Raw genomic sequence first — 12,692 nt, 5'->3', positions numbered from 1 at the left:
CGCTGCCCATGGATCTGTTTCGAAGTGACCCGATTGCCCAGCCGTTGGCCGCGCGCTTGCGTTCGACCAACCTGGATGAGTACGTCGGTCAGGAACACCTGCTCGCTCGCGGCAAGCCCTTGCGTGAAGCCCTGGAGCAGGGTGCGCTGCATTCGATGATTTTCTGGGGGCCGCCGGGCGTGGGCAAGACCACCCTCGCGCGGTTGCTGGCGAAAGTCTCGGACGCGCACTTTGAAACGGTCTCGGCGGTGCTCGCCGGCGTCAAGGAGATCCGCCAGGCGGTGGAAGTCGCCAAGCAGCAGGCTGGGCAATATGGCAAGCGTACGATCCTGTTCGTCGACGAAGTGCATCGCTTCAACAAGTCGCAGCAGGATGCGTTCCTGCCTTATGTCGAGGACGGTACGCTGATCTTTATCGGCGCCACCACTGAAAACCCTTCCTTTGAATTGAACAACGCCTTGTTGTCACGGGCACGGGTCTATGTGCTCAAGAGCCTGGATGAAGCGGCGATGCAAAAGCTGCTGCACCGTGCCTTGAGCGAAGACAGGGGCCTGGGCAAGCGCCAGCTGAGCCTCAGCGATGAAGGCTTCAAGATTTTGCTGACCGCCGCCGATGGCGACGGGCGCCGCTTTCTCAACCTGCTGGAGAACGCCTCCGACCTGGCCGAAGACGGCGGCGAGATTGGCGTCGACCTGTTGCAAAGCTTGCTCGGTGACACACGCCGGCGTTTCGACAAGGGCGGCGAAGCCTTCTACGACCAGATTTCCGCGCTGCACAAATCCGTACGCGGTTCCAACCCTGATGGCGCGCTGTATTGGTTTGCGCGCATGATCGATGGCGGTTGCGACCCGCTGTACCTGGCGCGTCGTGTGGTGCGCATGGCCAGCGAAGACATCGGCAATGCCGACCCGCGCGCCCTGAGCCTGTGCCTGGCCGCCTGGGAGGTGCAGGAGCGCCTCGGCAGCCCGGAAGGCGAGCTGGCGGTGGCCCAGGCCATCACTTACCTGGCCTGCGCGCCGAAAAGCAACGCGGTGTACATGGGCTTCAAGTCGGCCCTGCGTGCGGCCGCCGAGCATGGTTCCCTCGAAGTGCCGCTGCACCTGCGCAACGCGCCGACCAAGCTGATGAAGCAACTGGGCTACGGTGATGAATACCGTTATGCCCACGATGAGCCGGACGCCTACGCGGCCGGCGAAGACTACTTCCCGGATGAGCTGGAGCCGCAGCCGTTCTACCAGCCGGTGCCCCGTGGCCTGGAGCTGAAGATCGGTGAAAAGCTCAATCACCTGGCCACGCTCGACCGTCTGAGCCCCCGGCAGCGGAGAAAATCATGATTCCTTTGGTGGTCGCCGTCTCGGTGGGGGGTATTGCCGGGACGCTGTTGCGCTTCGCCACCGGCAATTGGATCAACGCCAATTGGCCGAAACACTTCTATACGGCGACGCTCGCCGTTAATATCGTGGGCTGCCTGCTGATCGGCGTGTTATACGGCCTGTTTTTGTTACGCCCGGAAGTGCCTGTCGAGGTACGTGCCGGCCTGATGGTTGGCTTTCTTGGCGGCCTGACGACTTTTTCATCCTTTTCACTGGATACCGTGCGCCTGCTGGAAAGCGGGCAAGTGCCGCTGGCGATTGGCTATGCGGCCATCAGCGTATTCGGCGGGCTGCTCGCCACCTGGGCTGGCCTGTCCTTGACCAAACTTTGATAACGAGAGACCGACATGCTCGATTCCAAACTGTTACGTAGCAACCTTCAGGACGTAGCGGACCGCCTGGCATCCCGTGGCTTTGCCTTGGATGTTGCGCGCATCGAAGCGCTGGAAGAACAGCGCAAGACCGTCCAGACCCGCACCGAAGCACTGCAGGCTGAACGTAATGCGCGCTCCAAGTCCATCGGCCAGGCCAAGCAGCGCGGTGAAGACATCGCGCCGTTGATGGCGGATGTCGAGCGCATGGGCACTGAGCTGTCCGACGGCAAAATCGAGCTGGAAGGCATTCAGACCCAATTGGATTCGATCCTGCTGGGCATTCCGAACCTGCCCCACGAATCTGTGCCGGTCGGCGAAGATGAAGAAGGCAACGTCGAAGTGCGCCGCTGGGGCACACCCAAAGCCTTCGATTTCGAGATCAAGGACCACGTCGCCCTGGGCGAATTGACCGGTGGCCTGGATTTTGAAACCGCGGCAAAAATGTCCGGCGCACGCTTTGCCTTGCTGCGCGGCCCGATTGCGCGCATGCACCGTGCACTGGCGCAGTTCATGATCAACCTGCACACCGGCGAGCACGGTTATGAAGAGGCCTACACCCCGTACCTGGTTCAGGCGCCGGCGTTGATGGGCACCAGCCAACTGCCGAAATTCGAAGAAGACCTGTTCAAGATCAGCCGCGACGGCGAAGCCGACCTGTACCTGATCCCGACCGCCGAAGTGTCGCTGACCAATATCGTCGCCGGCGAAATCCTCGACGCCAAGCAACTGCCGTTGAAGCTGGTTGCTCACAGCCCGTGCTTCCGTAGCGAAGCCGGCGCGTCGGGTCGCGACACCCGTGGCATGATCCGCCAGCATCAGTTCGACAAGGTTGAAATGGTCCAGGTAGTAGAACCGTCGACCTCCATGGAAGCCCTGGAAGGCCTGACTGCCAACGCCGAGCGCGTGCTGCAGCTGCTGGAGCTGCCTTACCGCGTACTGGCCCTGTGCACGGGCGATATGGGCTTCAGCGCCGTGAAAACCTACGACCTGGAAGTGTGGGTGCCGAGCCAGGACAAATACCGCGAGATTTCGTCGTGCTCCAACTGCGGTGACTTCCAGGCCCGTCGCATGCAGGCGCGTTTCCGCAACCCGGAAACCGGCAAGCCGGAGCTGGTGCATACCCTCAACGGTTCGGGCCTGGCCGTAGGCCGTACCCTGGTGGCCGTGCTGGAAAACTACCAGCAGGCGGACGGTTCGATCCGTGTACCTGAGGTGCTCAAGCCGTACATGGCGGGCGTTGAGGTCATCCGCTAAATGGAATTTCTGCCGCTGTTTCATAACCTGCGCGGCAATCGTGTGTTGGTCGTCGGTGGTGGGGAGATTGCCTTGCGCAAATCCCGGCTGCTGGCCGACGCCGGCGCGGTGTTGCGGGTGGTTGCTCCCCAGATCGAAAGCCAGCTGCGTGAGCTGGTGCTGGGCAGTGGCGGGGAACTGATGTTGCGCGGTTATCAGGAGGCCGACCTGGACGGTTGCACCCTGATTATCGCGGCCACTGACGATGAGCCACTGAATGCGCAAGTATCCAGTGATGCCAAGCGTCGCTGCGTGCCGGTCAATGTGGTGGACGCACCAGCGTTGTGCAGCGTGATCTTCCCGGCGATTGTCGACCGTTCACCCTTGGTGATTGCCGTCTCCAGCGGCGGTGACGCACCGGTACTGGCACGGCTGATCCGCGCCAAGCTGGAAACCTGGATTCCCTCGACCTACGGTCAATTGGCTGGGCTGGCCGCGCGTTTTCGTGCTCAGGTCAAAGGTTTGTACCCGGATGTGCAGCAACGCCGGGCGTTCTGGGAAGAGGTGTTCCAGGGCCCGATTGCCGACCGCCAGTTGGCCGGGCAGGGCGAGGAGGCCGAGCGCCTGTTGATCGAAAAGGTCAACGGCGCGCCGCCTTACGCGCCCGGTGAGGTTTACCTGGTGGGTGCGGGCCCAGGCGACCCGGATTTGCTGACCTTCCGCGCATTGCGTCTGATGCAGCAAGCCGACGTGGTGCTGTACGACCGTTTGGTTGCGCCGGCGATTTTGGAGCTGTGCCGTCGGGATGCCGAGCGCGTGTACGTCGGCAAGCGTCGCGCCGATCACGCGGTGCCCCAGGACCAGATCAACCAGCAACTGGTAGACCTGGCCAAGCAAGGCAAGCGCGTGCTGCGCCTCAAGGGGGGTGACCCGTTCATCTTTGGTCGTGGTGGCGAAGAGATCGAAGAGTTGGCGGCCCACGGCATCCCGTTCCAGGTGGTGCCGGGTATTACGGCAGCCAGTGGTTGCGCGGCCTATGCCGGGATTCCGCTGACTCATCGCGACTATGCCCAATCTGTACGGTTTATTACCGGGCACTTGAAGAACGGTACCTCGGACTTGCCTTGGCAAGACCTGGTTGGCCCCTCACAGACCCTGGTGTTCTACATGGGCTTGATTGGCTTGCCGATCATTTGCGAGCAGTTGATCAAACATGGGCGTGCCGCAGATACTCCAGCGGCGCTGATCCAGCAGGGCACCACCTCCAACCAGCGCGTGTTCACTGGCACCCTGGCGGACCTGCCGCGCATGGTGGCGGAGCATGAAGTGCATGCGCCGACATTGGTGATCGTGGGTGAGGTGGTGGTGTTGCGTGAGAAGCTCAAGTGGTTTGAGGGGGCCCAGTCCCAAGTCTGACCTCAAAAGCATCGGGGGCAAGCCAGTTAAGGGCTTTTTGTAGGAGCGAGCTTGCTCGCGAAAAAATCACAGGCGCCGCGTTCATTCAGCAAGCACGCGTTATCGTTGACGTTTTTCGCGAGCAAGCTCGCTCCTACAGTAGGCGATGACCGCTTAACTGACTGGCATTGGGGCTTGCCCCCGATGAGGCCATCTAATACAACCGATGATCCGGATCAGCCAAAGACACCTTTACCTGGCAGCCGCTTTCTATCATGGCTGTTATCAAACCCCTGCAACGGCCCCTTCGGCACAATCCCCGTCGGGTTGATCGTGCGATGGCTGGCATAGTAATGCCCCTTGATATGCTCGAAATCCACCGTCTCGACCACGCCTGGCCGCTGATACATCTCCCTTAGCCAATTCGACAAGTTCGCATAATCGGCAATCCGCCGCAGGTTGCATTTGAAGTGGTTGTAATACACCGCATCAAAACGAATCAGCGTAGTGAACAGTCGCACATCGGCTTCGGTCAGGTACTCACCGGCCAGATAGCGATGGCTGCCCAGGTGCTGTTCCAGATGATCCAACTCGGCAAACACATCATCAAACGCGCTTTCATACGCCTGTTGTGAGGTGGCGAAGCCTGCACGGTACACACCGTTGTTCACGGCGGGGTAGATGCGTTCGTTGAGGGCGTCGATGGTCGGGCGCAGGGCTTGGGGGTAGAAATCCAGGGTATTGCCGGTCAGCTCATTGAACGCACTGTTGAACATGCGGATGATCTCCGCCGACTCATTGCTGACGATGCGCTTGAGCTTTTTGTCCCACAGCACCGGCACGGTCACGCGCCCGGTGTAGTCGGCGGTATCGGCGGTATAGCGTTGGTGCATGAAGTTGAAACCGTCGAGTTTGTCGCCGCTGGAGCCGTGAGCCTTGTCGAAGGTCCAGCCGTTTTCCAGCATCAGCCAACTGACCACCGAGACGTCGATCAGGCTTTCCAGACCTTTGAGCTTGCGCAGGATCAGGGTGCGGTGCGCCCAAGGGCAGGCCAGGGACACGTAGAGGTGGTAGCGACCGGCCTCAGCCTTGAAGCCGCCTTCGCCACTCGGGCCTGGCGCGCCATCGGCGGTTACCCAGTTGCGGCGTTGTGCCTGTTCACGTTGGAAAGCGCCATCGGCGCTACTTTCGTACCACTGGTCCTTCCACTGTCCTTCGATCAATAAACCCATGACTGGCTCCTTGGCTGATAAGCGTTGGAGCCCAGTCTAAAGGGATGAGTTCGAACTAAAAGCGCAAAGAACCGGCGTGAATGATCGATTAAATCGATTTATCCCGTGCGTCCCAGTACTGCTGGGCCAATTCGAACGCCTGTTGCCGCGGGTGACCAAGGCCGCGCAGGGCCAACGCCATGGTGGCGATCAACGCCAGTTGCGGGTAGCTGTCCTCAACGTCGCCGCGCCACAGCGCTTTTAGGTGCTCGGGCTCAAGCGTTGCTGGCTTGACGTGGCGTTGGGCGGAAAGGGCGGGCCACTCTTCGTCCCAGCTCTGGCCGCCAGTGGTGCCATACAGATGACTGAGGGTGTCGGGGTTGATCTCGATCTCACCGCCGTCGCCCTTGACCACAATCACGTTGTCACCCAGCAAGCCACTGGCATCGCGATGCACGCCCTGGTAACCGGGGTGGAAAATGCTTTGCAGGCCACAGCGCGCATTCAGCGGGTTGAGCAGGCGCGCCAGGGAATGGATAGGCGAACGCAGGCCCAGGGTGTTGCGCAGGTCGATCATGCGTTGCAGCTGTGGCGCCCAATCACCCAGCGGGATAAACGCCAGGTTGCCGTGGGCAAAGGCGCTCTCGACCTGTTGCCAATCGCGGCACAGCGGGATCTGCAAGCCGTCCAGCAATTGCTCGGTGTACAAGCGCCCCGCAGTGTGGGCGCCGCCGCCGTGCATCAGGATGCGCACGCCATTCTGTGCCAGGCATTTGGCTGCCAGCAGGAACCACGGCAGGTGGCGCTTTTTGCCGGCGTAGGTCGGCCAGTCGATATCCACGTTCAATGCTGGCGCGTGCAGGCGTTCGCGTACGGCCTCTGTGAAGCCGGCGAGTTCTTCCGGGCTTTCTTCCTTGTGGCGCAGCAGCATCAGGAAGGCGCCGAGTTGAGTGTCCTCGACCTTTTCGTCGAGCAGCATGCCCATGGCTTCCCGTGCTTCCTCGCGGGTGAGGTTACGCGCGCCGCGCTTGCCTTTGCCGAGGATGCGCACGAATTGCGCAAAGGGATGCTCTTGGGGCGTTGCGAGGGTCAGGGGGGCAAAGTCGGTCATAAGCAATTCGTCGGCCTGGGCAGGCCCGCCAGCTTGGCGGCGAGTTTGGCGGGAGTGCCGTTGAACAGTTTGTTGAGGTGCAGGCTGTTGCCCTTCTCCGGGCCCAGCTTCAAGGCGGTGTACTTGATCAGCGGGCGTGTGGCGGGGGACAGCTGGAATTCGGTGTAGAACTGGCGCAGCAGCTTGAGGATTTCCCAGTGATCGGCAGTCAGCTCCAAGGCTTCTGCGGCGGCCAGGGCGTGCGCCACTTCATCGGACCAGTCGTTGAGGTCGACGAGGTAGCCGTCCTTGTCCAGCTCCAGGGTGCGTACGCCTACGGTCAGGGTATTCATAGCCAGGTGTTGACCTTGTCGTAGTCGATCGACAGTTGCACGAAACCTGGGTAATCGACGCTGTCAGCCCAGTCGGGCAGCGGCAGGTTGCGCGCCTGCATGTCTTCGGCCAGTACAAACACCTTTACGCCTCTGGTTTGCAGGGCGGGCGTGTGCAGGCCGTAGGCACCGTCACCACAGAGCAGGATTGCGTCCTGAGCGCCGCAGATGCGCAGGCAGCTGTCGAGGCGGCTGTCGGAAAAGGGAGAATGAGACACCACATTTAGAGTCGACATCAGAGGGTAATCACCTGGTCGTAACGATCAATCAGCTGGGAAATGGCTTGGCTGTCGAGCGCCTGCGCATGGACCGGCGGCGGCAGCCCGCGTGCGGACAGGCTGTGGTCGCAGGCGAACACCTCATCAATGCCGAACAGACCCAGCGCCTGCAGGTTGGCACTGAGGTCTTTCTGTTGCACGGCCTTGGCGGTTTGGTTCGGCGCCAGTTGGTACACGCCGTCATCGAGGAACAGCAGACCAATGGGCAGATCGAACGCGCCACCGGCCAGCACGATATCCAGCGCTTCCCGCGCGCTTGGCCCGGACCACGGGGCCTGGCGGCTGATCACCAATAAAGATTTGGGCATATCACGGCCCTCCAAAACAGATCAGGCGGTCGGCGTCCTGGATCGCGTCATGCAATTGGCCCAGGCCCGACAACGCCCAGGGTGCTTGCAGGTTGATCGCGCTGCGTTGGTAACGCGCAGCTTCCTCGCTATTAAGCACACCCCGGCGCAGCGCGGCGGCGATGCACACCACGCCGTCGAGCTGGTGCTGGCTGACAAACTCGCGCCATTGGCGTGCAATGTCTTGCTCATCCTGGGGTGCGACGATGTTATTGGACGCGCTGTACACGCCGTCCTGGTAGAAAAACAGCCGCACGATCTCATGCCCGCCAGCCAGCGCCGCCTGTGCGAACAACAGGGCGCGGCGCGAGGAGGGCGCGTGGGCGGCGCTATACAGTGCAATCGCGAACTTCATGGAAGACTCTGCCAACAAACGTCGGCCAATGATAAAGCCGCCGCCGCGAAAAAGCCCGCCGTGATCAAAACGGTCACTGTGGTTGATCGTTCTGACGATTGCCGGCAGGTGCCCGGCTGCCTAGTCTGTGGGTATTCGCAACCCAACTGGAGTCCCCATGTCAGGTCCCTTGGCGTCCCTTAAAGTGTTGGATTTTTCCACCTTGCTGCCCGGCCCGTTTGCCTCCTTGATGCTGGCGGACATGGGCGCCGAGGTGCTGCGTATCGAATCGCCCACGCGGATGGACCTGTTGCGTGTGTTGCCGCCCCATGATCGTGGCACCTCGGCCAGCCACGCCTACCTCAATCGCAACAAGCGCAGCCTGGCCCTGGACCTCAAGCAGGCCGAGGCGGTGGAGATCGTGCGTGAGTTGGTCAAGGGCCATGACATCCTGCTCGAGCAGTTCCGCCCCGGTGTCATGGAGCGCCTGGGCCTGGGCTATGAGGCGCTGAAGGCGATCAACCCACGGCTGATCTATGTGTCGATCACAGGCTATGGCCAGACCGGCCCCTATAAGGACCGCGCCGGGCACGATATAAACTACCTGGCGTTGGCCGGCGTGGCCAGCCATACCGGGCGCCAGGACACCGGCCCGTTGCCCCTGGGCGTACAACTGGCGGATGTGGCGGGCGGTTCGCTGCATGCCGTGGTGGGCTTGCTGGCGGCGGTGATTGCCAGGCAGCAAAGCGGGGTGGGGCAATACCTGGATGTGAGCATGACCGACTGCTCGTTCAGCCTGAACGCCATGGCCGGCGCCGGTTACCTGGCTTGTGGAGTCGAGCCTGCATGGGAGAACCATGTGCTCAATGGTGGGAGTTTCTACGACTACTATCGTAGTCGTGATGGACGCTGGATGTCGGTGGGCAGCCTGGAGCCAGCGTTTATGCAGCAATTGTGCGAGGCACTGGGACAGCCAGAGCTGGCGGCCTACAGCGTGAAGCCTGAACAGCAGGCCGTTCTTAAGCAGGCCCTGCGGGTGGAGTTTGAGAAGCGCAGCTTTGAGGAGCTTTGCGAGCTGTTCGCCGGGGTGGATGCGTGTGTGGAACCGGTGTTGAGCCTGGCGGAGGCTGTTGAACATCCGCAGTTGAAGGCTCGGGCATTGGTCAGTCAGGTGCCCAGGGGGGATGGCTCGACACAAGCGCAATTGGCCTGCCCGCTGAAGTTCTCAGAGGGGTTGCCGGCACCCAGGCATATGGGGGTGGCGGTGGGGGCGCACAGTGATGAGGTGTTGGTGGAGTTGGGGTTCGGTATTGAGCGGATAGAGCAATTGCGCCAGGCCAAGGTGGTAGGTTGACTGAGCGGGCGCTTTCGCAGGCAAGCCAGCTCCCACATTTTGGATTGCGTTCACAGATCCAAATGTGGGAGCTGGCTTGCCTGCGAAGAGGCCCTCATTCCACCCGGGTTTCCCCAGTGAACACCAAGGTCTGCCGACACCGCCGACACAAATATCGCCGCCCCTGGTTCACCAACCCATGGCGCTGCGGTGAAAACGGAAAATCACTGTCCGCACACGGGCAGCGGTAGATATAACGAGTCACCTGCCGCCGCTTGACCTCGTAGGTATGGCAACGGTCGGGCGGCAGTTCGTAAACCCCGCGCATGATCAACTGCCATTCCTCGCCATGGGGCTGGATACGCTCGCCAAACAACTGGTGGGCAATCAGGTGCGCCACTTCGTGGGCCACGGTCTGCTTGAGAAAGTGTTGGCTGTTTTCACGGTACAACTGAGGGTTGAAGCGCAGCAGGTTCTCGTGCAAATGCGCGACACCGGCCTTCTGGCCTCGCAGCTTGAGGCTGACCCGGGGGCGTTTGAAGCTTCGTTTGAAAAAGGATTCGGCTTGCAGGAAACAATCTTCGACGCGGGTATTGAGTTGCTCGGGCATGCTGTACATATCTCCAGAGACGCCCAGTATGCCGCAAAGCTGGGTGTTTCCGAATCTGTCAGGCGCCGAATGGTCATGCATAACGCACAAAGCCACCTTGCGGTGGCCTTGCCTACGGTTTTTTTCGGTCAGCTGGTGTAGATCGGCCCGACGCCCAGGCCCCAGACGATCACGGTAAAGGCCATGATCGCTACCAGCACCACCAGACCCACGGCCAATACCGAACTGGAAAACAGGAAGCCTTCATCCGGGTCGATACTCATGAAGGTCGGCAGCCCCACATACAGCAGGTACACCGTGTAGCAGATCGCCGCCGTGCCCACGACCATGCCCAGCCACATATGCGGGTAGAGCGCCGCCAACCCGCCGATAAACAGCGGTGTCGCGGTGTACGTGGCAAACGCCACGCAGCGGGCCATGCTTGGGCTGGCGTCGTAGGTGCGGGCCATCCAGTGAATGAACGCGCCCATCACGGCCACGCCGCACAGCATGGCCGCGTAGGACATGAGGGTCATCCACAGCGCGCTTTCCTGGGTCAGCATCACCGGGGCGCGGTTGCCGATGACCCAGCCGACCTGAGTGGTGCCAATAAAGGCGGAAATGGCGGGGATCGCCGCGAGAATCAGGGTATGAGTGAGGTACATGTGGCTGATGCTTTCTTCTTTATCGCCACGGATTTCCCGCCATTCCTGGTCGGGATGGGTAAACAGCCCCACGACGTGATGGATCATGCCAGTCACTCCTGTCGTTATTACCATCGCCCCCCATCGGAGCGCCCACGGGCCAAATGGCCTGAAAGGTCCGGATAGATGTGCGACCTCAAGTCGCAGTATAGAAAGGGATGACCGGAATAACCGTAGGGCGTTTAGAGCAAATTGCGCTGTAAACAGGGGTGCTAATCGCGGTGTGGTCTGTCTGGACTCATGCCATCGGGCTCCCACATTGGAACTCGACCAGTCTTGTCGGTAAAATGCTGCGCTTTTCGTCACACACCTTTGCGGATCCAAGCGCCATGGGCACTCTTACGGTCAACCAGAACAAACTGCAAAAACGCCTGCGTCGCCTGGCCGGTGAAGCGGTCGCCGATTTCAACATGATCGAGGACGGCGACAAGGTCATGGTCTGCCTCTCCGGCGGCAAAGACAGCTACACCATGCTCGACGTGTTGCTGCACCTGCAAAAGGTTGCGCCGATCAAGTTCGAGATCGTGGCGGTCAACATGGACCAGAAACAACCCGGTTTCCCTGAGCATGTGCTACCGGCCTACCTGAAAGAACTGGGCGTCGAGTACCACATCGTCGAGAAAGACACCTACTCGGTGGTCAAGGAATTGATCCCGGAAGGCAAGACCACCTGCTCGCTGTGCTCGCGCCTGCGTCGTGGCACGCTCTATACCTTTGCCGATGAGATCGGCGCGACCAAGATGGCCCTGGGTCATCATCGCGATGACATCGTCGAAACCTTCTTCCTCAATATGTTCTTCAACGGCTCGCTCAAGGCCATGCCGCCCAAGCTGCGCGCCGATGATGGGCGCAACGTAGTGATCCGCCCGCTGGCGTATTGCAACGAGAAGGACATCCAGGCTTACTCCGATTTCAAGCAATTCCCGATCATCCCGTGCAACCTGTGCGGCTCCCAGGAAAACCTGCAGCGCCAGGTGGTCAAGGAGATGCTGGTGGACTGGGAGCGCAAGACCCCCGGGCGTACCGAAAGTATCTTCCGCAGCCTGCAAAACGTGATCCCGTCGCAATTGGCCGACCGCAACCTGTTCGACTTCACCAGCCTGAAAATCGATGAGACCGCCGCATCGCGTTTCGTCAATGTAGTGAACCTCTGAGTCTTCCCGAGGCTCTAGTACACGGCGCTTGCGGGCGCCGTTTTCAATTCGACTGACAGGAGAGGGCATGCGCGATTACAAGTGGCTGCACGAATATTGTCTGAACCGCTTCGGTTCGGCGGCCAAGCTGGAAGCCCATCTGCCGGTGCCCAAGACCCCGGCGCAATTGCGCAAGATCACGGATGACCGTTACCTGTCGACCTTGGCGCTGCGAGTGTTCCGCGCCGGTTTGAAGCACAGCGTGGTCGATGCCAAATGGCCGGCGTTCGAGCAGGTGTTCTTCGGCTTCGACCCGGAAAAAGTCGTGCTGATGGGCGCCGAGCACCTGGAACGGCTGATGCAGGACACCCGCATCATCCGCCACCTGGGCAAGCTCAAGAGTGTGCCGCGCAACGCGCAGATGATCCTGGATATCGAGCAGGAAAAAGGCAGCTTCGGCGCGTTTATCGCCGATTGGCCGGTGACTGATATCGTCGGGCTCTGGAAGTACCTGAGCAAGCACGGCCACCAGTTGGGCGGGCTGTCTGCGCCGCGCTTCCTGCGCATGGTCGGCAAGGACACCTTTGTGCCGAGCGATGACGTGGTGGCAGCGTTGAATGCGCAGAAGATCGTCGACAAGGTCCCGACCAGCCTGCGCGACCTGGCGACGGTGCAGGGCGCCTTCAACCAGTGGCACGCCGAGAGTGGGCGGCCGATGTGTCAGTTGTCGATGATGTTGGCCTATACCGTCAACCATTGAGACCGCGGTGATGCCTTCGCGAGCATTTCCAGCACACCAAACCACTGGCGGTTCGGGTCATATGCCGCCAGCGCGCCCTTGATGAAATACAGGTTCACCACAAAGCACATCCACGAATGCCCGCGTGCGCTGCCCATCAGCATGCC

15 protein-coding genes and 1 pseudogene are annotated in these 12,692 nt (G+C 60.9%); 7 read left to right on the top strand and 9 right to left on the bottom strand.

Annotated elements, in window-relative coordinates; all coding sequences use genetic code 11:
- Positions 1 to 8: 8 nt before the first annotated feature.
- From BUE92_RS23540 to cysG, 4 genes are read left to right on the top strand one after another with little or no spacing between them, the layout of a single operon-like run.
- Positions 9 to 1,334, top strand: a complete 1,326-nt coding sequence (locus BUE92_RS23540; protein WP_073526596.1) for a replication-associated recombination protein A — start codon at positions 9 to 11, stop codon at positions 1,332 to 1,334.
- On the top strand, positions 1,331 to 1,705 hold the full coding sequence (crcB, locus tag BUE92_RS23535; RefSeq protein ID WP_014718898.1) for a fluoride efflux transporter CrcB: 375 nt from the start codon (positions 1,331 to 1,333) through the stop codon (positions 1,703 to 1,705). Before BUE92_RS23540 ends, crcB begins: the two co-directional genes overlap by 4 nt.
- A 15-nt stretch (positions 1,706 to 1,720) precedes the next feature.
- A complete protein-coding gene (serS, locus tag BUE92_RS23530; protein WP_034127876.1) occupies positions 1,721 to 3,001 on the top strand; it encodes a serine--tRNA ligase in 1,281 nt (426 codons plus the stop codon).
- Positions 3,002 to 4,396 (top strand): siroheme synthase CysG, encoded by a 1,395-nt coding sequence (gene cysG / locus BUE92_RS23525; protein ID WP_073526593.1) that lies wholly within the window; start codon positions 3,002 to 3,004, stop codon positions 4,394 to 4,396.
- A 215-nt stretch (positions 4,397 to 4,611) separates the two neighbouring features.
- On the opposite strand, the gene BUE92_RS23520 is transcribed toward cysG, so the two are convergent.
- From BUE92_RS23520 to tusD, 6 genes are all read right to left on the bottom strand, one after another.
- A complete protein-coding gene (locus tag BUE92_RS23520; protein WP_073526591.1) occupies positions 4,612 to 5,607 on the bottom strand; it encodes a glutathione S-transferase family protein in 996 nt (331 codons plus the stop codon).
- An 88-nt stretch (positions 5,608 to 5,695) separates the two neighbouring features.
- Positions 5,696 to 6,697, bottom strand: coding sequence for a glycosyl transferase family protein (locus BUE92_RS23515; protein WP_073526589.1), 1,002 nt, complete (start codon positions 6,695 to 6,697; stop codon positions 5,696 to 5,698).
- Positions 6,694 to 7,029: a TusE/DsrC/DsvC family sulfur relay protein gene (locus tag BUE92_RS23510; protein WP_073526587.1), complete on the bottom strand. Its 336-nt coding sequence runs from the start codon at positions 7,027 to 7,029 to the stop codon at positions 6,694 to 6,696. The genes BUE92_RS23515 and BUE92_RS23510 overlap by 4 nt, the downstream gene beginning before the upstream one ends.
- On the bottom strand, positions 7,026 to 7,304 hold the full coding sequence (gene tusB, locus BUE92_RS23505) for a sulfurtransferase complex subunit TusB (RefSeq protein ID WP_073526585.1): 279 nt from the start codon (positions 7,302 to 7,304) through the stop codon (positions 7,026 to 7,028). Before tusB ends, BUE92_RS23510 begins: the two co-directional genes overlap by 4 nt.
- Positions 7,304 to 7,654 (bottom strand): sulfurtransferase complex subunit TusC, encoded by a 351-nt coding sequence (gene tusC, locus BUE92_RS23500; protein WP_073526583.1) that lies wholly within the window; start codon positions 7,652 to 7,654, stop codon positions 7,304 to 7,306. The genes tusB and tusC overlap by 1 nt, the downstream gene beginning before the upstream one ends.
- A 1-nt stretch (position 7,655) precedes the next feature.
- A complete protein-coding gene (gene tusD / locus BUE92_RS23495) occupies positions 7,656 to 8,048 on the bottom strand; it encodes a sulfurtransferase complex subunit TusD (protein WP_073526582.1) in 393 nt (130 codons plus the stop codon).
- A gap of 157 nt (positions 8,049 to 8,205) precedes the next feature.
- Here tusD and BUE92_RS23490 point away from each other — a divergent pair, with 157 nt between their 5' ends.
- Positions 8,206 to 9,381, top strand: a complete 1,176-nt coding sequence (locus tag BUE92_RS23490; RefSeq protein WP_073526581.1) for a CaiB/BaiF CoA transferase family protein — start codon at positions 8,206 to 8,208, stop codon at positions 9,379 to 9,381.
- Positions 9,382 to 9,475: 94 nt separating this feature from the next.
- Here BUE92_RS23490 and BUE92_RS23485 read toward each other — a convergent pair whose 3' ends face one another.
- A complete protein-coding gene (locus tag BUE92_RS23485) occupies positions 9,476 to 9,970 on the bottom strand; it encodes a SprT family zinc-dependent metalloprotease (RefSeq protein WP_073527205.1) in 495 nt (164 codons plus the stop codon).
- 128 nt (positions 9,971 to 10,098) lie between these two features.
- The gene (locus tag BUE92_RS23480) at positions 10,099 to 10,701 is read right to left on the bottom strand and encodes a Yip1 family protein (protein WP_014718889.1); all 603 of its coding nucleotides are present in this window, start codon (positions 10,699 to 10,701) and stop codon (positions 10,099 to 10,101) included.
- Positions 10,702 to 10,982: 281 nt separating this feature from the next.
- Between BUE92_RS23480 and ttcA the strand changes: the two genes are divergently transcribed.
- Positions 10,983 to 11,807, top strand: coding sequence for a tRNA 2-thiocytidine(32) synthetase TtcA (gene ttcA, locus BUE92_RS23475; protein ID WP_014718888.1), 825 nt, complete (start codon positions 10,983 to 10,985; stop codon positions 11,805 to 11,807).
- Between the two features lie 67 nt (positions 11,808 to 11,874).
- Entirely contained in the window at positions 11,875 to 12,546 is a 672-nt protein-coding gene (locus tag BUE92_RS23470; protein ID WP_073526580.1) for a DNA-3-methyladenine glycosylase I, read from the top strand.
- 17 nt (positions 12,547 to 12,563) lie between these two features.
- On the opposite strand, the pseudogene BUE92_RS23465 reads toward BUE92_RS23470, so the two are convergent.
- Positions 12,564 to 12,692, bottom strand: a pseudogene (locus BUE92_RS23465) (DUF2069 domain-containing protein); the annotation flags it as partial.

The sequence above is a fragment of the Pseudomonas fluorescens genome, assembly GCF_001902145.1.
Lineage (GTDB): Bacteria > Pseudomonadota > Gammaproteobacteria > Pseudomonadales > Pseudomonadaceae > Aquipseudomonas > Aquipseudomonas fluorescens_BV.
Note: the sequence above shows the minus strand (reverse complement) of the source record. Positions and strands in the feature narration are given on the sequence as shown.